Origin of the sequence: Sediminibacillus massiliensis (assembly GCF_900156915.1) — a bacterium.
Taxonomy (GTDB): Bacteria; Bacillota; Bacilli; order Bacillales; family Amphibacillaceae; genus Sediminibacillus_A; species Sediminibacillus_A massiliensis.
Map to the genome: position 1 here is coordinate 2,042,636 of NZ_LT732535.1, position 22,462 is coordinate 2,065,097.

The following is a 22,462-nucleotide window of genomic DNA, read 5'->3' on the forward strand; positions in this document are numbered from 1 at the left end:
CTTCTAAAGGCTGAGGCAGCGCCCGTGGGAAGCGGCAAAGTATCGTTACCCATCAAAGATCAGCCTTTTTCTTCATACTCATTCTTTCAGGTGTTCCTTTTTATCATTGTGAAAGACATACTGCCAATTAGGGAGTGGTTTCTACCATCGGTAAAAACCACTCCCTTTGACTATTATTCTAATTCTGCTTCGACTTCTTGCTGCGCCTGGTCTAAGGCTTCTTGCGGGGTTAAATCTCCCCGAACAGCCTGTTCCACGAGGGGATTAACAATATCTTCAGGCCTCGGGAGTTCCAAAGGCGGCATCCACAATACAGTAGAATCCAAGTTTTCTACTGTTAGTGCATAGACGTCTTTTTGCTGACCGGATAACTCTTCTATTGCCTGCTGAGAAGCTTCGATATGGGCGATATTATCAAACGTTTCCACTGCATATTTCTTCTGCACTTCTTCACTTGTCAGATATTTAATAAACTCAAAGGATGCTTCAGGATGTTTTGCTCCATAAGGAATTTCCATGACAAAACCACCACCTTGACTCCAGTGTCCAGAGCCAGGTTCTTTTTCCGGAATCGGTGCTACTCCAATGTTCATATCAGGCGCAACTTCCAACACATCGGAATAATATGTTCCGGTATGGACCATCATGCCAAGCTGTCCCATTAAGAATGGATCGCTTCCGCCGCCATTGAAGTTGGCTTGGAAATCATCAACGTTCCGCTGTCCATACTTCTCCGACCATCCCCTCAGCCACTCGAGGGCTTCCACCTTTTCCGGCGTGTTTATGAAGGCGTCCCCATTCTCATCTGTATAATGGCGACCTCCATCCCCACTTGTCAGCCAGACATCCGGTCCACTGTTTCCGTATAGTGGATAAAAACCGATTTGTTCATACCTGTCTCCTTCTTTCTTGTCCAGTTTCGCAGCATACTCTTCAAGCTCCTGCCAAGTAGTTGGAGGCTGCTCCGGATCAAGTCCTACTTCCTCAAATAGGTCTTTATTGTAATAAAGCAATCGTGTATCAGTGGTAAATGGCAGTGCATACGGCTCTCCTTCATGTACAACTGTCTCCCACTGATTAGGGAAGAAGCTATCTTTCATTTCCTCGTCGACATATTCAGATAGATTAGTGTTCTGATTCTTTTCAGCCCGCTGGCTGACCGTTCTGATATCATTAACAATCACATCGGGCGGGTTACCAGCAGCTATTTGAGCTAAGTTTTTCGTCCAAATATCATCCCATGGTACAAATAAGTGGTCCACTTTAATTTCATCTTGTGATTCATTAAAATCTTCTACCAGGCCTTCGATTAACTCATTTCTGGCCCCACCGCCCCAAAATGTCCAAAACTCTAACTCTACTACCTCGGAATCACCGGAAGATGCATTTGATGAATCTCCTCCACTGCAACCGGCAATTATCGCACCTACTACTACCAACAGCAAAATAGAAAAAAATCTTTTAGTCACACTATTTCTCCCCTTTGATATTCTTTGGATATTGTTAAATTAAACAGGAAACCTCCCCTCCGCCAGATTGCGTCAATGAAGCTTGTGAGTAAATCAGCCAACACCATAGAATAAAACGCTTTCATTAAAAGTAATTAAAAATAAAAAACAACTAACACCACTTATTTTTGTGGTTTGTTGACTGCTCATAAAGTAATTTACAACAAAAACATTCAAAAGTCAAAGTTGAATTCAGAAAAGTCTAAATAATCATTTGAAACAACTAACTCCCTAACTGTATCCGGCAAAAACTCACATAATCATATATACAGCTTAAAAATGTATTACTTACATAGCTTTTAAAAGGAAAATCAATAAGTCTTATTTCTAGTTGCGATTTATTTAATAAGTAATTGACAATTGACATTACAAAATCGTTCAGTTAACATTATTCACAAATCAACAAAAAACCACAGAGCAATTCATTTGCTCTACCAATCTTCCATATTCTTTGCATCTCCTTTGTTGTAAGGGTTTCCACACCACCTTCTCTTCTTAGAGATTCAAAGACTATTCTGCCTATCTAACTTGTAGGAGGAAAAATACATGACAGTAAAAAATCAAGTACAACTCATTACTTATCCTGATTCACTCGGTGGAAATTTGAAATCACTCCACAAAGTACTTACCAGAAATTTTTCTGATTTATTTAAAGGTGGAGTACATATCCTGCCGCCTTTCCCCTCTTCTGGCGACAGAGGCTTTGCCCCAACTACCTACTTAGAAATTGAGCCTGATTTCGGTACATGGGATGACATAAAGTTGATCGGGGAGAACTTTGATGTGCTGGTTGATTTGATGGTTAACCATATTTCGAAACAATCGGTATTTTTTCGGAGCTTTTTAAAAGAGGGCAGGGAATCCGAGTATGCGGACATGTTCATTACTCTCGATAAAGTTTGGGAAGATGGCGCCCCTGTTCAGGAAGACGTGGATAAAATATTCCTTAGAAGGGAAAGACCTTACTCTTCCTATGTAATTGAGAAAACTGGAGAACCTGAGCTAGTATGGACGACCTTTGGAAAAGAAGACCCCTCCGAACAAGTAGAATTGGATATTCATTCAGAAAAAGTGAAACAGCTTTTCACCGATTTCTTCCATAAATTCCATGAAAACAACATCAAGATAGTCCGATTGGACGCGGTGGGTTATGTTATTAAAAAACTGGGAACAAGCTGTTTTTTTGTAGAACCTGAGATATACAACTTCCTTGACTGGATGAAAGAATTGGCAGATTCCTTGGACATAGAACTGCTTCCAGAAGTGCATGCACACTACACAACACAGTACAAACTGGCCGAACATGGTTTTTGGATTTACGATTTCATTTTGCCCTACACTATCCTCGATACATTTATAAACAAATCGAGCAAGGCTTTACGTGAATATCTAAAAGGGCGGCCTCAAAAACAATTCACGATGCTGGACTGTCATGACGGCATTCCTATATTACCGGATATGGAAGGTTTAATAGATACACAAGAAGCTAGGAATGTAGTCGACACGTGTTTGGAAAGAGGAGCCAGCCTCAGTTTGATTTTGTCTGATGAACACAAGGCAGAAGACGGTTTTGATGTTCATCAGATAAATGGCACCATCTACTCTTTGCTTGGACGGGATGACGATGCATATATAGCAGCTCGAGCAGTTCAATTCTTCGTACCCGGGGTGCCACAAGTTTATTATGCAGGGTTGCTGGCGGGGGAAAATGATTACCAGGCTGTGAAAGATACGGGAGAAAATCGGGAAATCAACCGTCACAATTTCACCTTAGAAGAAATCGACGAATCTTTGGCAAAGGATGTTGTCCAAAGGCTGATGAAACTGATTGAATTCCGGAATGAATATCCTGCCTTCGACGGACAGTTTTCCGTGATGAATTCCACTAATGAAGAGATTAAGCTTTCTTGGGAGGAGGATAACAAACACTGCATACTGCAAGTTGACTTACATACCAATAGGACGGTCATCGAATACACAGATGATCAAGGCAATCTGACTTCCTATAACGTTTAACAAGAAAAAATACCGAGGGCCCTCAAGGCTGCTCGGTATTTTTTCTTGCCCGGTTTAATTGGAAAATGCCCCAGCAGTGACGATGCGATGATAAGCATTTCTGCCAAGAGCACCTTCCGGCATCACCCATGGTGCATCATGATAAAGTCTGGCTTCCTCCAACTCTTCTATCTTGTCTATCTTTCCTCCCAGCCAATCGGTCAACCTGTCATGAGCCGTGCTAAGTCGGGTGATAATCCCTCCATAACGGATATCCAAAACTTCCCATCCGAACGGCTTGTTAGTAGCAAGCCAAAGCCTTCGATGATTTATCCGCAACTGATCGACCATATCTCTTAACGGGAGCAGCTGCTCCTTATAATCTTCGACCAGCTTTCTGTCCTTATCGTCATATGCCTCTTTCAGTTTAAGGCCTAATTCTGATTTAATACTTAACACACGGGCTAACTGTAAATAATAATCAAACAAAGGACCCCAATCTGTATTGTCGAATTGAACATTTTCCAGTCGCTCTGCTAATTTCCGGTAATGCTCGTTCATTGAAAGCCCTATAATATTTTGGTCATACAGACCCAGCAATACATCCTGGTATAACAAAAACTTGGATGGATGAGATTCCTTTAAATTATTCTTTGAAACGCCAGGGGTTTCGTCGAAATCATTTAAAGCCAGGAAGTCGTTCAAATTACCTCCTACACAAAAAGAAAAACGCTCAGCCAAGTGTTCTTGGTTCACTTCCTTCGCATATCCGTGCTCAGCAAACAACTGCATACCGGCCAGCCCCGCCAGTGGATTCGTTTCCGCACCGTTGTCCCCCCACATGGTGGCGAATACTTCTTTGACACCAGTTTTCTTGCAGGCAGCCAACGCTGCGTTTGTAGTTGCAAAAGTAATACCATAATTCGGGGCAATTCCATTCCAGGTCCATATTCCGCCAGCAAATATTGGAGCTGATCCAAACTCTTTATGTTTGTTGATAAATTGCCGGTAGAAATTTTCGTCAGTATGGTAGTAATCCCAATAAACCAATTGGGTATTAGACGGTATGGTATCCACGACGTCTTTGGGGACTTCAGCCTCTAAATCATAGTACCCACCCTTTTTCGAGCCAAGCCTGAAATACATATCACTCCAGATCATCGGTCTTAATTCACACTCTTCCGCAATACCGGCCACCCTCTGCAAGTGCTCATTCATGATGGAGAACCGGTGCCTGTATCCGTGTTTGTCCAAATACCTCCCCAATCCTAGTCTGTGAGCTTCGTCCATTCCGATATGAATCCGCTTCGAATTAAACGGTCTGCTCGCTGCCTGAATCATTTCCTTGATAAAGGCATATGTCTCTTCTTCCCCTACGAGAAGGATGTCATCTGTGTCTTTGATATCACCGGCATAATTCCATTTCAAAGCTTCTGTCAAATGGGCTAAGGTTTGGATACAAGGAATCATTTCGATACCCAGTTCACTTGCATATTCATCACAATCCTTTAACTCTTCTTCCGTATAACGGCCCCGCATATAACCAAAGTATGGGTATTTTTTGATCTCATAAGTATCCTCAGTGTAGAGCATTACCACATCAAGACCCATCAGCGCCATTTTCCTTAGCATGTTGCGAATAGTTTCAACTCTCATGACTCCGTTTCTTGAAGCATCTATCATAACTCCATTCATATCAAATTGGGGTGTCTCCTTTAACTCAAACTCGGTCTCCACCTTTATTTTTTCCAAAAATAAACCAACCGCCCGGAAAAAGTGGATCTTTTTCTCACAAGAAATTACAGCCCCATCTTTAGTAGAAACGACACGAATAGGCCCTGTCCGTTTTTCCACTTTCACAGGGAAGCCATGGGCACTTTCTTCTATCCCGAGTTCCTCCGCTAAGATGGATAACCCTTTTTTAAAGTCGCTTGTCTCTCCCGTAAAATGTATGTTCATGATAAACTCCCCTTTTGACGAATTTTCCATTCGATTCCGTCTGCTGCCATTCAAAGATCTGTTCCATCTTGGTTCCAGTCAGTTACAATGCCGGTTTTCAATGATTCAGAGAGCACTATTCTTTCCTCTTGGCTCTGAAGAGTATCTTTTTTGATTTGCTCCATATCAAATTCTGATAGTATCCGTTCTTCAAACTTACTGAGAAGCTGTTTGTATTCTGGCGACTGGGCTAGATTTTTTATTTCGTTAGGATCTTTTTTCAAATCAAACAATAAAGAATCATGTTCATGGACATATACATACTTGAAGTTTCCAGCTCTCAGCATGATCATCGGCTGTACAGGGCCCTCGCCATAGTATTCCGAAATCACTTCATCTTTCCAGTCTGCTTCTTCCCCAGCCAATAGCGCTTCAAAGCTATCTCCATCCATTTTTGCCAGCCACTTGTCACATTCCGGGACGTCAGCCACTGTCATGAATGTGGCAGCTAAATCAACCAGTGATACGGATTCGCTCACCTTCTTGCCAGCCGGAAACCGCTCGGGATGAGAGATGATCAACGGGATTTTTGCAGCTGGATCATAGAATGTCCGTTTAAACCACATCCCATGTTCTCCAAGCATTTCTCCGTGATCGCTTGTCACCACGATAATGGTACTATCTCTCATTTCCAACCGTTCCAGTTCCTTGACAATTTGGCCCACCTTATCGTCGAAGTATGTAACCATGCCATAATACGCACGGCGATTCTGTCGTATCTCCTCCTCGGACAACTGACAAATATCCAGCTCATGATGGGTTTGAATCCATTGATTAAAAGGATGCATGTCTTCTAATTCTTCCCCAGTTACTTCAGGCATGGGAATTGGGGTATCTTCATACATGTTCCAATACTCTTCGGTTATATGAAATGGATCATGCGGATGAAAGAAGGATGAACATAAAAAGAAGGGTCTCTGAGTCTCCTCTTTTCTTCTTTTAAATGTCCGGATTTGTTCCAACGTCCGGTTTAATACTTTTTCATCGTAATCTAAGTTATTATTGAGCTCCATTTTTCCAGGTTTTTTTAATCTCTTAACCCCAGTACCAGGATTATGGTAAACTCCTTCACTCCAATCCGGCGTCAAATCAAAAGCAGTTGTGTGAATATCTTTGGTCAGCCGACGTTCAAATCCATGCAATTGATCAGGCCCGATAAAATGCATTTTACCTGATAGGACTGTTTCATATCCTCCACGCCTTAAATGGTGCAAAAAAGTAGGTGTGTCTGCGGACAGCTCTGATCCGTTGTCATAGACTCCTATATTACTTGGATACTGACCGGCGACAAATGAAGCTCTCGAGGGGGCGCATATAGGGGAGTTACAATAGGCATTTTCAAACGCAACACCTTCGTGGACTAGTTTGTCGATATTTGGCGTTTTTACAGCCGGATGCCCTAAAGCACCTACCACATCAAAAGCCATTTGATCCGCCATAACCACGACAATGTTTGGTTTGGCATATGTCATAAATTGCCGTCACCTTCCTTTTTTATTTAAGATTTCTATCTAAATACTCGCCCAATCCGAAACACTCATCACCGAAAGCACCGCACCAGCCTCTACATTTAACGCATAGCGACAATTCAATTTCTTCTTTTCTAGTGCATGCACTTACTTCGGAAGAACACTTTACTTTCCATTAGCACGGGCCGCGGAAATCCAAGTATGCTGACGAAGCGGTGTTGAGTATAGAAGCTTTTATGAAAACGCAAGTCAGGCAGATGATTTCGCGTCCATTTTACTCTGATGACCTTTGGAGTGGGGATTCTCCAGTTTGCTGAATGTCGGCAAAGAGATCATCAGCCATAGGTAACTGATAAAACTGCCCAGGAAGAAAATCATCACTACCGACATTTTTGTCATAAGAAAGAATACCAGATAACCTGATACCAACATCGAAACAGCACGAAAAGGAGCAGCAAAAGCCATCAAGAAAGCCATTTTCATATACTGGTACCACTTCAGGTCAAACTGCACATAAATAGTAAAAAAGAATGCACACATCAATAAATACAAAACAGCAAGAATGTAGACAGGGATTTGGATCAACGGCATAGATCCGAGCTCAAATAAGAATAAGTCGACATACAGCACATAACCAATAATCAGCATTCCAACACCAGCAAGGTTGGACTTAATAAACTCTTGCCTGTAATAGCCCCAGAAAGTTTTTAAGACTGAGGAATCAAGATCTCCTTTGATCCATTTCCGCATCACCGAAAACATCGCCGTCGTAGCCGGTATAAAGCCGAAGACAACCAGTCCCATTATGGTAAAGCCAATCCACATCAAATTAATATAAGCCATTCTCGAGAACCAGTCTGCAAATCTCGCCAGTCCGCTTTTCCATCCTTGCTGCATGAAAAACCACTCCTTTTTCTCATTTAGCTATAATTCTAGCAGCTTATTTCTATTAAACTCGCTGTATCTTGAACATCCGAGCAATCAATTGAATATACAGAACCGTTGTCATCCAACCTGTCTACAGGTACTTCTTCACCGTTAACAGTTACTTTTCCCGGCACTTCTTCCGATATAAAACTAAAGAGGCCACCTTCCCTTAAACTAACCGCAATTTTATCTTTTGTCCTATACTGCACTGCAAATGAAGCAGGTGAAACAAATTTATTTAGGAGGCCAATAGGTTGAATAGGATTGTTTTGCGGAACAATGAAATATAAAGCATCTTCCCTTTCGTTAAGGGAAATTTCTATCGATTCCCGTGGTTCCAGGGATGCGATTGTTTGATTGAAATAATCATACACATAGAAATTCTCTGCATAAATCCCTTCGATGTCAGCTGGGCTAATTGTCCCGTTAGCCCGACCATCTGATATATTAAAAGCGGCCAAAAGACCAATCCCGTTACTAGTATTCCAGACTTTGAGCGGAAACTCCCCATTGGTGGGATCTACCAACAATGTATCTGCAGTAGGCCTGCCAGGTTGATCGCACCGCAGGATACGGCCATCATTATAAAGAAGAGGCCATAGAATTTTTTCATCAGTCTGGCCGACAGGGTCGCTTGTATAAATCGGGCCTCCGCTAATCGCCCTTAATAAGGCGTGCCGCTTTGCATCCTGATGAGTCGTCCAGAACATGTCCCAGTCTCCCCAATACAGTTCTCCATGATAGAAAGAGTTATAAACGTTTTGCATCACATGCTCAGAAAAGCCATTTTCATCTTCCGGCACAAAATCGTCACTGCTCCTTGATAGAGAGGATGCGGGTCTGTTCCATATATTCTCCGGAGCCATCCCCATACAGTTGATCATACATTGGTCAAAATGAATACCTACAGAAGCTTCCAACGCTTTATGTGTCTCGATGGATGACTCCCCCACACTCATATCACCCATCATGAAATTGTTTATCGCACTTTGACCATCTACCTTTACAAAGTCAATGCCTTGTTCCTTCAAATAAGAATGCCATGCATCCCAAAATCCAAACCCTTTCCCTTTGTCAGGATACGGAATAAGTTTATTACTCTTCGTTTTGTACAAGTTTGGCGCCAAATCTCCGGCCAGTGGACTTTCTGGATCGATTCCACCCCAATAGCCTGCCAGTGTATGCCAGACACCTACTGAAAGGACCCCATACTCATCTTTCAATTCATTTGTTAAATTTTTAAAGGCATTGGGGAATTTAACAGTATCCGGCTCTAATCCAGTTAACCGTTCATTGTTTGTTTGCGACCAGCCATCGTCTATCATTAACCATTTAACAGGAACTTTCTTTTCTTTCAGTTCTTTCATTTTGTCCAGAATGCCATCTTCATTAACTTTTTGATAAAAGGCATCCCAGCTGCACCATCCTAAGTAATCCAACTTCTCGGGATACTGCTTACCTGCTATCGTTCGGTTTGTTTTTCCACTTAATTTCAACACTTCACTTGTCACTTGATTGGAGAGATGGAATGGGTTTTGGTCTTTTCCCATGACAAATACTGGCGTCTTGCACTCGTTTCTGCTGTCGTCATAGGAAGAAACAGATAGTTGAAACCCATTATCTGTCCCTGCTGCTTCCGATTTAAACACTGGCCCAGTCACTGGAACCAAATAATAATAAGAGCCATCGCCCTTCCAAATTAATGCCTGCGTACTGGATGGAATGGTCGAAAAATCATGGGAGAAATGAGGTCTTGTCCACCAGTCCTTATGCCGGTAATAAGAAACAAGTCCGTTCACACTTTCTTCGTTCTTTATCTTGATAAGTACACTCTTTTCCGATAAAAGATAATCATTCCTGCCAAAAAGTCGTTCACTATGAACAGTAATATCTGTAAAAGCATGGATGGAATTATCGAAGCAATGCAAAATGAAGGAAAAGTCAACCATGTCACCATGCTTATATAGATATTCGAGTCGCTCATACTCCCCAAACTGATTCTCTTTACTGTCTTTCTTCAACTCGACGAATTCTAAGTCAATTTTACCTGCTTGAGCCAAATGGAGTTCCAAATATACTCCGCTGAATATTTTTTCTCCACCAAGAAAAAGTTGAACGAAATCATTATTCAGATTGCTTTGCATAGATATCCTCCCTTAAAGAGACTGGTTCTAAATCTAGTTTATATAGATCTATTAAATTATTTCTAAGTACTTTACTGGCAAAATCGATTGCATCGGACTCACCCATATCCCCACAGGCTACCTTCTCTGCCAAAACCTCTGAAAGCACTTTGCGTGCCAATTTGGCGTGAGCATATGTTCCCTCGACTTGGCTGTAGTCCCCGCCAAAGCCAATGATTTTTGATTGAGGAATCATTTCTATCATTTGAGCAATCATTTGCTTTGTTGCTGTAGGAGTCAAGATATAACACCAGGTCAAGTCGGCAAAGGTATTGGGAAAATTTTTCACCACAGACATAAATTCATTACTGTAAGGATATCCTCCGTGCAAAAGGACAAATTTAGCACTCTTATACTCCAGCAATAATGGAATCAAGTCTGTCACCTTGGAGTTCGTGACCAGGTTTCCGTTGGAAGAAACACTTGGCTCCTGATGGCCGGTATGAATCTGAATCGGAATATCGCATTCCGCCGATCTCCTGATTACACGGTGGATGATGAAGTCTTGCAAGGGCTTGGCCTCGTGCTGGGATAAAGACTCACCCAGGTAATACGTTTTCATTTTATTAAATGCTTTTGCTGCGTCTTCCTTAGTCGGTTTCTCTACATGTAAGGTCCTCCAATAAGCTGCCCCGATTTTTGTGGCGACCATACCTTCTGCTACATACTTTTCTATAATGAGATCGACCGTCTGCAAGAGGTCATCAAATTCGTAAATATTCCGTCCAGATTCCTTTTCTAACGACTCGATGTCCTTTAGAGACCTGAGTTTATATGTATGGTCCATCCACATAACCGGCCTGAAAAATTGAAAGTCTACCTTAGTAGTAAAGATAAGCGTAAAGGCGAGATCAATCCCAGAACGTTCTTTTAGCACTTTTTGATAAAGGTTTGGATCGCTGGAAGCCTCCTTGATCCGTTCATTAAGAGCACAAATCCCTTCTACAGACCAATCTTCCATGCCATAAAGATCTTCTACCGCCCACCTGAGCATTTGTGCGTAAGTAGTATTTTTGGTTTCCTTCCAGTAGTGAAGAAAGATCTTAGCTTTCTCTTCCACAGATATATGATTATTGTTTTTATTAAAAAAAGCTGGGTCCATACCGGCGGTTATCAGATCTGAACTGACATAATGCAGAAGGTCAAAAAAACCAGCATCCATCGCTTTACGGTCTTTCTGTGGAATTAAATGTTCATGCCCATCGATGATACGAAGATTTTGTATGTGTTCTGAAATTGCATTCAAAGTACATTCTCCTTTATAGAGCAGACGGCTGCAGAATTAGCAGCCGTCCACTGGATTACTCTACTTCAATTTCCGGATAACCGTTCTGAACAGAAGCTTTAAATTCACTCAAGGCTTGCTGGTAGTCTTCACCACTGTCGATTGCTTCAGCTGCTGCATCATACCAAAGGGTGGTTATATCATTGTTATTGGTTGTCGCCCTTTTTGCAGGAATATCCATTACTAAGTCATAATAAGTGTTCAGGATTTTTTGATCTCCGAAGAATGGATGTGTAAATGAATCACCGTTTTCTTCATAAATCGATTTGAGCGCCGGCATATTTCCGGTCTCCTCAAGGTTGTATTGCTGCCATTCTTCGCTAGCAATAAACTTCACGAATTCATATGCCAAATCTTTGTTCTCTGATTGTTCATAAATCGCACGGTATGTTCCACCTTCAAAATAACCGCTTGGAGTCTTGGCGAGACCATACTTTCCTTCTGCCGCACCGTCTTCATTATTCACCATAAAACCTGCCCATGCAGGGTTGGCAAACATTATCACGCCGCCGTCATTTAGTGCATCTCCCCATCCGCCTGACATAAATCCGAGTTTCGCATCAACACCCTCTTCTCTCACAGTATTCATCTTGTTAAAAACATCTTCCCATTGAGGATCGATTTCCAGTTTGCCGTCTTGCACCCACATTTCCTGATTAGATTTCTCAGTATTAAATACATCGCCAAAATGGGAAATAAGATGTACATCCCCATTGCTCTCTTCCTGTACCTTTTGCCCGAGCTCCACAATTTTGTCCCAACTGCTGACCATTTCCGAAACTTCTTCCGGATCATCGGTTCCTAGATATTCTTTAGCCAAGTCACGATGGTACCAAAAAGCACCTGGTGAAGAGTGATCGGATATTGCACGAATCGATCCATCTTCCCCCATCCCCAATTCTTTCACATACGGTACATAATCTTCCGTTAATTCATCCGCCCCCATGGCAGAAAGGTCTGCTACAAATGGCTGGTTGATGAATTTGCCCATATAACTTCTTTCAAGGTCAAAAATATCTGGTACATCTGTCTTAGTGTTGATTGCATTCATTAATTTAGTCTGATATTGATCGCCAGGGAACACGCTTACATTCACATTGACATTCGGGTACTTTTCTTCAAATTTTTCTCCCATTTTTTCAACGTCCCCAAAGAATGTCCAAATGTTCAGTTCTCCCTCCATTTCTTCAGGTGATGCTGGTTCTGAACCCTTATTTGAAATATCAGATTCATCTGAGCTGGTTTCTGAATCTGATGAACAAGCAGCCAAAACTCCACTAAGCAAAATTGCTGTTAGCAACAAACTGAATATTTTCCAATGTCTCACATTAAATCCCCCTTGAATATATAATAGTCACATGATAAATCAGTCATTTCCTCACTTCAGCCGGCACTCTCTCTGCAATCACCCCTTTCAATCCGGGAAAAATTATTCTTTCACAGCCCCTGCCATAACATTGCCGATGATTTGCTTAGAAAATATAGCAAAGACTATCAGAATTGGGATAATCGAGATGACAATCCCTACATATTGCGCGCCATAATCGACATTGAACTGACTCCGGACACTGGCGATCATTACTGGAAGTGTTTGAAGTTCATTATCGAACAATAGAATCATAGGCTGTAAGAATTCATTCCACTTTCCAATGAACAGAAAGATTCCCAAAGTTGCCAGAGAAGGCCCCATCAAAGGCAGGCCGATTCTGTGAAAAATGGTAAGTTCACTGCTGCCGTCAATCCGGGCAGCTTCGAGCATTTCTTTAGGAACCGAGTTATCAGCTACTTGCTTAAAGAAGAATAAAGCAAACGCATTACTAATTGATGGCAGAATGATCGGCCAATAAGTATTGATCAGACCAGCTTCGTTCATCAACCGAAAAAAACCAATGATTCCTAATTGGCCAGGGACCATCATCGTTCCTAAAACAGCTGCAAATAGAATCGAGTTCCCTTTAAATTGATACTTGGAAAATCCATAGCCGCTTAAAGCGGAAAAGTATAAACCGAGAATAGTAGAAACAACCGTAATAAACAGACTGTTCATAAAACCTCTCCAAATAGGAACAACATCTATCAATCTTTGATAGTTGGCCATGAATTTATCGCCAGGTAATAACAATAATCTCCGCGTAATCTCCGAGTTTGGATGGGTCGATGTTATAATCATGCTGTAAAAAGGGATTAAACAGATTACTGCCGCAATTACTAGCATGATCCAAATGATCGTTTTAATGATTAAACCATTGCGGCGGTTTCTCTTTATGTCGTCTTCAGTTATTTGGGACGGCTTCATATCCACTGAATCTTTCATGTTTTATGCCTCCTTTTTCTTTCTGACACCAGGAATCAAAAAGGTGATAACCGTGGCAATCGCTATGACGACGAATGTACCATAAGCGATGGTTGCTCCATAACCATAGTCATAACGAACAAACGCAGCTTCGTATAAATTCATAATCATGGTAAGTGTAGAATTATCCGGACCTTTACCGATCATTAATGGGGCATCAAAGATTTGCAGCCCGCCAATTACAGAGGTAATTAAGGTAAATATCAGTACAGGTCTTATCAATGGAATCGTTATCCGGATTGCAGTTTGAAACTTGGAAGCACCGTCAATTTCAGCCGCTTCATACAAATCATTTGGAATCGCTTGCAATCCTGCTAAAAAGACTAACATGTTAAAGCCGAAGTTTTGAAACATCATCGTAAGTGCTACAATTATTCTCGCCAGCCATGGATCATTAAGCCAGTATACAGGTTCATTGATCAGTCCTATTGTTTCCAGAAATTTGTTTATGCTTCCTGTCTGCCAATCAAACATCAAGGCGAACATTACACCTAGGGTAATCGGGGTGATAATGTTTGGAAAATAAAAGATTGCGTGGAATAAGTGTCTTCCTTTGATAAACTTTTCATGTAGTACTAGCGCAAGCGTAAGTGCTATCGTCAACTGGGGAATGATGGAAAATATCCAAATAATTAATGTGTTCCAAATAGACTTAAAGAAAAGTCCATCATGTATCAACCTTTCATAGTTGGCAAGACCGACAAATACCGGCTCATTAAAACCCTCCCAATTCGTAAAACTTAAGTAAAAGGAATATAAGATAGGACCGAGTCCGAAAACGAAAAAGCTGATAAAAAATGGGGCAATGAATAAATATCCATGTGGATTTTTATCTATCTTGCTTTTAAACATACAATGTATCCTCCTTCGAAAATCATAAATTCCTGCATGATTGCCGTGCGATTAACTTAGGCTTTATTAACAATCGTTCTGGAAGTCTTTCTTTCTCACCATTCAACTTCTTAATCAATTCAAGCCCGGCCTTTTCCCCCATTTGATAGAGAGGCTGTTTGACAGTGGTCAAAGGCGGATAGACCCACTTCGACACGGGAATATCATCAAAGCCTACAACGGAAATATCCAAAGGGACCTGATATCCCAGTTCGTTGGCACAAAGTAATGCTCCGATAGCAGTTTCATCATTAGAAGCAATCACTGCAGTAATCCCGTTTATATTAAGCAGTTCTCTCATCGCCCGGTGCCCGCCTTCTTCGGACCAATTGGAGGCTACAATCCAAGATGGATCGCTTTTGAGGTGCAGATTCTCCAATGCTCCTTCATAACCCTTTCTGCGCCAATAAGTAGAAGAGAACTCTTCCGGGCCGCTTATGTAACCAATTTTCCTATGGCCGATTCTGTGCAGATAATGGACAACCTCTCTAATACCAAACTCATTATCCACATCGACGGAAGACACACTGTCGTTCTTGTTCGTGTCACCTATGAGAACGATAGGCGTAGATAACGCTTTGACCTTTTCTATCAACCCGCGCGAACGTTTTAAGAAGCTGACCAGAATTAATCCGTCGACCTGCCTTTCCTGAGCTAAATCCATAAAGCCGTACTCCCCTTGATAGTTGGACGTTCTGCTGTAATAGATGCACTGATAACCATGTGAGTTAGCCACCATTTCTATCCCTCTTAAAATATCGGAGTAAAAATTGTTGGCAATGTCATCTACAACAATACCGATGGCTCTCGTGTGGTTTTTCACCAGCCTTCTTGCATTGACATTGGGATGATACTTCAGTTCTTTAATGGCTGACCTTAGAGCCTGTTCTGTCTCTTTTTTCACGGTATAGCCATTCAAGAAGCGCGAGACTGTACTCTTCGACGTTTTAGCAACTCTGGCAACATCATTGATTGTCGGGTTTCCCATGTGATCTCCTACCTTCACACTATCTGTAAACGCTTTCCGTTTAATCAAAATCGAACCGTTCCCACTTCCGGCCAGGTACAATACCTCTTTCTTCTGGTTAAGTCTCCCATTATCAGCTCATTTCATTTCGGGAACGTTCCTATTTATTAACTTGGTTAAATTTTACCTCATATTCATTATGTAATCAACAACATTTTTGCATAATCGGTCAAAAATACAACATAAATTGGTCACAATAATAATATTTAAAGCAAATAAACAACAATATAAATCTAAAAAAAACTAAAAGTCCAATAAATGTAATAAATTGAAGGTTGGGATTAATTTGTTTATCAGAGTGCCTATCAGAGAAAAAATAAAGGAGACCCTTTATTTTAGGGTCTCCTTATTTGGTAACGGGGGCTTTACTGCTCCCATTCAAGTAGATTGGTTTCAGTGACTGGTTTTGACGGGTCGGATGGAACTCTGAATGTTTTGATTTCACAAGGGCCGAAGTCCGCATCTATTATCCTGTCCCAGTTTGAGAGTTTGATAGATGCTTTTACTGCCCTATTATTCGTCTCATAGCACCTGATGATGATATCTTCGTTGTCTTCCGCTTGTTTCATGGCACTTATGATGATATTATCCTGGTCAACTGAAACATAAGAATCCACTTGCGGCAGTACTCCTTCATGGTATGTTTCAATCAAAGCTACTGGACTTTGGTTCAATTCAGCTGCGTGTTTGACTGTCAAAGCTTCCTCCCAGCTGTCTTCATGTGGAAGCAGACTGTATCTGAATCGTTGGATACCTTGATCAATAAAGGAATAATGTCCGTCCGGATCTGGAATTAATGGATCATGATGGGCATAGATCGGACTTCTTAATACCGTAAGGCTTAATTCATTGCCATCGACATCATAGCTGTATTTTGCATTATTGGCGATACTCAGTCCATATCTGCCGCCCGTCGCTTTGACTGTTCCTGATACATCGATCCAGCTTTGTCCGACCTGTTCTTCACCATTAGCCTCACGGATGATGTGCCCGTAAGGTATTTCATAAGTAGCTTTGCGATGTACTAAATTGACAGGATACTTCAATTTCAATACTTTGAACTTCTCTCTCCAATCAACCATTACATCCACATCAATATGATTTTCATCCTTGTACATGGCAAAATCCTGAACCAGCTTAGACGATCCGTATTCGCTAACGACACGAATAACAGACTTCACTGGCCCATGTTCGATACGCTGGATACTCTTCGCCTTAAACTCTCCCGCTACATCGGCATATCGGACGACATCATGTGACCAGGTATCGCTTGTATCGTTAACGACTACAGGTCTAGCTGCATCAGAAGTAAACAATTCATATTGTTTTTCTTTATCATACAGACTGCTTATAAATCCATTGTCTGGATTGATTTCAAGCCGGTAGCGGGCATTTTCCATGATATAATCATTGGCCTTTATGGTTTCAAACTGTTCTGGTGCAGCGTTAGAAACTACTTTATAGACCCGGTACCCCATTGCAGGTACTGTTGCCATGAAACTTAACCGGTTTCGTCCATTTGCTGTGGCCTTGGACTGAACTACCTGAACAGGTATCTGTTTTCCCTTTTCATCGGTAAGTATTTGGTCCTCTTTCCACTTTTTAAATTCCACTTCTACATTCGTGTTGATCTCCCATGAATGAGGATTGAAAACGACAATCGGCAGCATGGATTCATCTTGTTCTATATGGATATTCCAAGCCAAGGATTGAACAGCATAATTAAGGCCCCGTTCGGTTATTGACATCGCTTCTCCATGCATATTACGGGCATCTTCATACGCATCTTCCAAACTAGTTCCAGCTAAAATATCATGAAACTGATTGAACATGACATTTTTCCAAGCTTCCTTGAAGTCTGCCGGATAAGGCTGACCAGTTGTCTTTTTAGCTATTACAGACATTTTTTCTGCTTTTGCCAGTAGGTTCTCTGCCTCTCTGTTCCATTTTTTGATACCAGAGTGGACAGAATAACAACCTTTGGCGTGATTTTGAAGATCATGATGGACTGTCGGAAGAGGAGCTTCCTGCTTCTTGACATCTTCAAAGAATTGATTTGGCGAACTAAAAATTAAATTCGGCATATCTTCCCGTTCATTCAACCGTTTAATGCTTTCAATATTTTCCTTTGTCGGTCCACCACCGTGATTTCCAACTCCGTAAAAACTCATCAAATCATTAAATGGTTCTTTTATCTCTTTCGAACACCTGTTGATATGCTGTTCCAGATCCTGCCCCCATGTTGTATATTCAAAAGGAATTTGGAAAGTCGTCACTCTTGAACCGTCATCAGACTCCCACCAGAACAGACGTCCCGGAAGCCCTTTTTCGTGAGGGCCGGGCCGCATGAATACGTAGTGATCCATCCCGCTTTTCTTCAAAATCTGCGGCAGCATACCCGCATGCCCGAAGCTGTCTACGTTATATCCCACCTTTGCAGTAACACCGAACTTTTCCTGGAAATAATGCTGACCGTACAAGCCTTGTCTTACAAACGATTCCCCACTAGGTATATTGCAGTCCGGCTGAAGCCACCAACCCCCGCAAATAACCCATCTTCCCTCTTGGATTTTTTCTTTGATCTCCTCGAACATGGCAGGAGCGTTTTTTTCTACCCATTCATACATGACAGCAGAACTGGAAGTAAAAACAAAATCATCATATTCTGCTAATCTATCAAGTGCAGAACGGAAAGTTGCTTTTGTCTCTTGAAACCCTTCCTGCCATTGCCATAGCCACACTGGATCCAAATGTGCATTCCCAATCATATGAAGCGATTTATCTTTCATTGTGAATTCCTCCCCTGGTTATATGAAATTTGCTGTGACATCATCTTTTATATCTAGTTTAAGTGTTAGCGGTCGAGGTTCGAGATTATGTGCAATTGCCTCTAAATAAGACAACCATTGCCGCTTGTTTTTCTGGAAATCTTTCTCCGTGAGCCGCTTTAATTCGGTATGAGCCTGTTCGGCCAAAAGGGCACGAGAATCTTCCAGGTAATCAATTAATACTTGATATCCTTCTTTCCCTCCGCATCGTGCAAGAGCACGAGCTATACTTAAATCAAGCATCGCCTGCCGTTCTTTAAAATAATCCGGCTCCACACCAGAGCTTCGCAACTGGCTTTTTAAGTTATCATGTTGATAGAGTTTTTCCAAAATAGGGATACAGTCTGGATCAGCCAATCGCTCAGCCCCGTAACAGACGGCGTCTACATAATAGAAAGTCCCCTTCAGCATATCTTTTAAATTATCCTCGGTAGGTCTTATCCTGTCTGCAACTTTTTCCCAAATTGACAGACTTCGTTTATCTCTTGTCATACCAATTGTATAGATTAAATAAACAACATCAGGCATCGCTCCTTGGTCCGGAGGAAGCTGTGTATGACGGATTATATTATCTCTTACCGGTAAGTAGTCCTTCGATAACTCTCGCTCAATCTCTCTTTCCAATACACCATACCCGTAAGATGATTCGTACATCGCCAGGGATTGTGCTAGGACGACTTGTCTGTTGGTATCGCCATTCTCCAGCGCTTTGTCTAAACCTTTTTCCAAGTATGGAATAATAGCTGGTCCTGCAGTGCATACTTCCACAATCGGGATTCGTTCCGTAAAGACTTCATCCATTTCCATGTCTGCATACATATACAGCGGTTCTTCTCCAGTCAACGATTCCACTAATGCTTCCAGTTCATGCCCTTCATATTGTTTCGTTTCAACGGTGCGCGACAGGACGGCTTCAGGAAGCAACTCCTCTTTTATCAAGCGCTTCTGCAGTGCTCTGATATCAATATCTCTTGGCAGTTGTCGAGTGCGAACGGCTTGTGCCGCAGCAATTGCAGTTACACCACCCAAGTTTTCTAGATCCGACTGCATTCTGATTGCCGCAAATGCATCATGAGTAGCTGAAACTGCTTTACCGGCGATCAAAATCCCTTCCAGACCTTTCGGAAGTAAGATCTGGTATGGAATTTCAATTTCCAAATTCGGAGGAATCAGTCCTAAATGCATCCAATCCGCTCCGTTTTTACCCTTCATATCATGATTACTGAAGTGTATATTAATCACATCATCCCATTGCCGGTACCTAAGCTGGTCTGTCAAAGTCAGCACTTCTTCTCCCAATACATGCCTGGTTTCCCTTGAAGCAACGTATATGCCATGGTCATGGACATCCCTTTTACGCTTTCTTCTTCGGCCGTCGAGAATAGCCCGTGTATAATCCTCGACATTGGAGATATCGACCATGCTTGTAAAATTGTTTTGCGACCTGCCCGGCTTCGCAAATTGAGCCAGTGAATACCACATCACAATATGATCGCGTTCAGATCCATAGATATATTCTGCCCCGGCGAAAGCTGCTACGTCCCCGTCGCCTGTCGCATCGATTACTGCATCTGCCATCACGGCAAACGGTCCATAAGCGTTTACTGCCACTACTCCTCTGACTCTGTTTTCTTCCATGATCGTTCCGATTATTTTCGTATTGAAATACGTTTGAACGCCAGCTTTTTCTGCTTCTTTTAAAAGTGCATACATTTTTGCTTCAATATTCCATTTTGGACTATGATGATTGATTTTCTTTTGAACTTCATTTACTTTTTCCGTCACAAAACGATTGAACCCTACCCGACGGCCGAACCAATAACTGTCCACCGCACCTAAAGTCCCAGTTCCACCCAGACCTGGATTCATTTCCAGCAAAAGTGTTTCCATCCCTTCTTTAGCAGATGTGATAGCGGCTGTAGCCCCGCTTGTACCGCCGCCTACCACTAAAACCTCTGTCTGATGGACAATCGGAACACCCTGGCCAGGGACCATGTGTTTTTGGTATTGCCGGCCTTGTTGGGGCTGTTCCAACTCAGAAATCCGGTACTTAACTTCAGCTTTATCAGGAAGCTTTTGCTGTGACGGTTCTCCGCAGAATCGCATGAAATCTTCCCACTTACTGATCAATAATTCCGCCAATTCTATACCAAGTTGACTTGAGGTGATGGGGTTAGCAAATAGCAAACCAGCGTCCTCAAGTCTTGCCGCTTCATTCAAGCACCATAATCTTTGATCAGTGGAAGCAAAACCGTCAAGCCTTGCTCCATGATTCATTTTTTGAGCGGATGTTTCAGATAGATCAAGCTTCAACCGAGGAATTTGTTCAGACTGAAGTTCATAGGAGGAGGCGGCTAAGTAAGCATTTTGGCACGCTTTGTGCTCCTGCAGAAGATATTCAGCCAACCGCATCATCGTATGTCTTGAAGCAACCTCGTAATCCATCACTTGCTCTGAGACAGTTTCCTTATCAGATTTATCCATTTTAAGTTTAAATTCCAAAAATACATGACCATTTTCCGCATATCCTTGATGGACATAAGCTGTATTGTTCTCAATCCCAACTTCTTCTGGCAGCTTTACTTCTTTACCTATTATTTCTTCAGCCCTGTATAACTCGATCGTTTTCCAGAAACTATACCAGGAAGCATCGGCCTGTTCAAACTGCTCACCAGCTAATTTCAACACACTTGCAGACTCAGTCGCATCGATGACTATATCCGATTTAATAACCTGCCTCCCCGATTTATTACCTGTGACAACCATTTTCCTTCCGTTCTCATCAGTATAAAAACCAGTTGCACTGCTTGCATAGAGAAGTTTAATGTCTTTATTTAGCAATAAGTTTTCCAAAGTGGTCTTAACATGATCCATATAGAGGGCAATCTCTCCGTCCCTTTTCGTCCCCCGGCTTGCCACAGCTTGAAGAACTTCCGGCAACTCATTGAAATTAAACGGTCTAGAAGCGTCCAGCCATGGACGGAGGGTCGCTGTCACTTCCCGACCTAAATATGTCCTCGATTCTATGATGGCAACTTGTTTTCCTGCATCAGCCAGTTTTAATGCTGCAGATACTGCCGCAAAAGAACCACCCACAATCGCCACATCTACATCAAACAAAATCGGCAACTCCCGACTGGGGATTTGGACTTCCTTTTGTTGGTTCAAATAGTCAGATCCAGACTCGTTTACAGTCATATAAACATCCTTTTCGACGGGAACGTTCCCATTTTATTTTAGTTGTTTTTTCAGGTTTTCCAAATTATCCTTTGCTACATCCATCGGATTGCGATCATAATCTTCTTGTTCTATGATGAACCAGCCAACCCCGTTCCTTTTGCCTGTCTCAATAAATTGGTTTAGATCTAATATACCTGTTCCAATTTCTGTACTTGTTTTGTTGCCGCTTTCCATTTTCATGTCTTTTAGATGGAGGGAAATACACCGGTTCTTATATTTTTCCATAATTTCTGCTGGATCATGACCGGCATAGGAAGCCCAGTAACAATCCAACTCCATTTTTACCAGTTCTGGATCGGTGTTCTCAAACAACAGATCAAATCCTGTTTTCCCGCCGTACTGTTCGAATTCCCAGTTGTGGTTGTGATACCCAAATGTAAAACCAGCTTTCCTGCATTCTTCACCTACTTCATTTAAACGTTCTGCTGTCTGTTTATAATCATCACCAGTCCCACGCATCTGTTTAGGAAGGACAGGACAGATCAACAGGTCATTTCCTATAGTTTCATTAAACTGAAGCGTTTGTTCGAGCTCACTGCCTTGCAGCTGGTGCAAACCTGTATGTACGCCTGCAACTTTCACTTTCTCTTCCTCTAACACTGCTCTCAATTCTTCTGCGGGGGTCTCAAAGAAGCCGGCAAACTGCAGGCTGTCATATCCATAACTGGCAAGTTTGCGAATCGTACCGACCAAATCTTTCTCTGTCTTTTCCCTTACAGAAAATAATTGAAGTCCTATTTCAGTCATAGAATCACCTT

Annotated in this window: 14 protein-coding genes; 1 reads left to right on the top strand and 13 read right to left on the bottom strand. The window is 41.9% G+C overall.

The annotated features are described in order from the left end of the window. Positions 1-173: 173 nt before the first annotated feature. The gene (locus tag CZ434_RS11120; protein WP_077623208.1) at positions 174-1,469 is read right to left on the bottom strand and encodes an ABC transporter substrate-binding protein; all 1,296 of its coding nucleotides are present in this window, start codon (positions 1,467-1,469) and stop codon (positions 174-176) included. A 585-nt stretch (positions 1,470-2,054) separates the two neighbouring features. On the opposite strand from CZ434_RS11120, the gene gtfA reads away from it, so the two are divergent. Next, complete coding sequence (gene gtfA, locus CZ434_RS11125; RefSeq protein ID WP_077623209.1) at positions 2,055-3,524, top strand: sucrose phosphorylase; 1,470 nt, start codon at positions 2,055-2,057, stop codon at positions 3,522-3,524. Positions 3,525-3,578: 54 nt separating this feature from the next. On the opposite strand, the gene CZ434_RS11130 is transcribed toward gtfA, so the two are convergent. The 12 genes from CZ434_RS11130 to CZ434_RS11185 form a co-directional block, all read right to left on the bottom strand. Further along, on the bottom strand, positions 3,579-5,462 hold the full coding sequence (locus tag CZ434_RS11130; RefSeq protein WP_077623210.1) for a beta-N-acetylhexosaminidase: 1,884 nt from the start codon (positions 5,460-5,462) through the stop codon (positions 3,579-3,581). Positions 5,463-5,512: 50 nt separating this feature from the next. Then, positions 5,513-6,973: a choline-sulfatase gene (betC, locus tag CZ434_RS11135; protein ID WP_077623211.1), complete on the bottom strand. Its 1,461-nt coding sequence runs from the start codon at positions 6,971-6,973 to the stop codon at positions 5,513-5,515. Positions 6,974-7,219: 246 nt separating this feature from the next. Continuing rightward, a complete protein-coding gene (locus CZ434_RS11140; RefSeq protein WP_077623212.1) occupies positions 7,220-7,867 on the bottom strand; it encodes a YesL family protein in 648 nt (215 codons plus the stop codon). A gap of 35 nt (positions 7,868-7,902) precedes the next feature. Next, positions 7,903-10,041 (bottom strand): Sip1-related alpha-galactosidase, encoded by a 2,139-nt coding sequence (locus CZ434_RS11145; protein ID WP_077623213.1) that lies wholly within the window; start codon positions 10,039-10,041, stop codon positions 7,903-7,905. After that, positions 10,022-11,326, bottom strand: a complete 1,305-nt coding sequence (locus CZ434_RS11150) for an amidohydrolase family protein (protein ID WP_077623214.1) — start codon at positions 11,324-11,326, stop codon at positions 10,022-10,024. The genes CZ434_RS11145 and CZ434_RS11150 overlap by 20 nt, the downstream gene beginning before the upstream one ends. A 55-nt stretch (positions 11,327-11,381) precedes the next feature. Beyond that, positions 11,382-12,692, bottom strand: coding sequence for an ABC transporter substrate-binding protein (locus CZ434_RS11155; RefSeq protein ID WP_077623215.1), 1,311 nt, complete (start codon positions 12,690-12,692; stop codon positions 11,382-11,384). Between the two features lie 102 nt (positions 12,693-12,794). Then, the gene (locus CZ434_RS11160; protein WP_245830971.1) at positions 12,795-13,679 is read right to left on the bottom strand and encodes a carbohydrate ABC transporter permease; all 885 of its coding nucleotides are present in this window, start codon (positions 13,677-13,679) and stop codon (positions 12,795-12,797) included. A gap of 3 nt (positions 13,680-13,682) precedes the next feature. Then, on the bottom strand, positions 13,683-14,570 hold the full coding sequence (locus tag CZ434_RS11165; protein WP_077623216.1) for a carbohydrate ABC transporter permease: 888 nt from the start codon (positions 14,568-14,570) through the stop codon (positions 13,683-13,685). Positions 14,571-14,592: 22 nt separating this feature from the next. Further along, positions 14,593-15,678, bottom strand: a complete 1,086-nt coding sequence (locus CZ434_RS11170) for a LacI family DNA-binding transcriptional regulator (protein WP_077623217.1) — start codon at positions 15,676-15,678, stop codon at positions 14,593-14,595. Between the two features lie 323 nt (positions 15,679-16,001). Beyond that, positions 16,002-18,425: an alpha-mannosidase gene (locus CZ434_RS11175; RefSeq protein ID WP_077623218.1), complete on the bottom strand. Its 2,424-nt coding sequence runs from the start codon at positions 18,423-18,425 to the stop codon at positions 16,002-16,004. A gap of 18 nt (positions 18,426-18,443) precedes the next feature. After that, positions 18,444-21,662: an FAD-dependent oxidoreductase gene (locus CZ434_RS11180; RefSeq protein ID WP_077623219.1), complete on the bottom strand. Its 3,219-nt coding sequence runs from the start codon at positions 21,660-21,662 to the stop codon at positions 18,444-18,446. Positions 21,663-21,695: 33 nt separating this feature from the next. Beyond that, a complete protein-coding gene (locus CZ434_RS11185; RefSeq protein WP_077623220.1) occupies positions 21,696-22,451 on the bottom strand; it encodes a sugar phosphate isomerase/epimerase family protein in 756 nt (251 codons plus the stop codon). Positions 22,452-22,462: the final 11 nt, after the last annotated feature.

Bases quoted from the DNA above. Each gene is read 5' to 3' on its own strand.
- gtfA (WP_077623209.1), top strand. From the start codon at position 2,055: ATGACAGTAAAAAATCAAGTACAACTCATTACTTATCCTGATTCACTC.
- CZ434_RS11130 (WP_077623210.1), bottom strand. From the start codon at position 5,462: ATGAACATACATTTTACGGGAGAGACAAGCGACTTTAAAAAAGGGTTA.
- betC (WP_077623211.1), bottom strand. From the start codon at position 6,973: ATGACATATGCCAAACCAAACATTGTCGTGGTTATGGCGGATCAAATG.
- CZ434_RS11140 (WP_077623212.1), bottom strand. From the start codon at position 7,867: ATGCAGCAAGGATGGAAAAGCGGACTGGCGAGATTTGCAGACTGGTTC.
- CZ434_RS11145 (WP_077623213.1), bottom strand. From the start codon at position 10,041: ATGCAAAGCAATCTGAATAATGATTTCGTTCAACTTTTTCTTGGTGGA.
- CZ434_RS11160 (WP_245830971.1), bottom strand. From the start codon at position 13,679: ATGAAAGATTCAGTGGATATGAAGCCGTCCCAAATAACTGAAGACGAC.
- CZ434_RS11165 (WP_077623216.1), bottom strand. From the start codon at position 14,570: ATGTTTAAAAGCAAGATAGATAAAAATCCACATGGATATTTATTCATT.
- CZ434_RS11175 (WP_077623218.1), bottom strand. From the start codon at position 18,425: ATGAAAGATAAATCGCTTCATATGATTGGGAATGCACATTTGGATCCA.
- CZ434_RS11180 (WP_077623219.1), bottom strand. From the start codon at position 21,662: ATGACTGTAAACGAGTCTGGATCTGACTATTTGAACCAACAAAAGGAA.
- CZ434_RS11185 (WP_077623220.1), bottom strand. From the start codon at position 22,451: ATGACTGAAATAGGACTTCAATTATTTTCTGTAAGGGAAAAGACAGAG.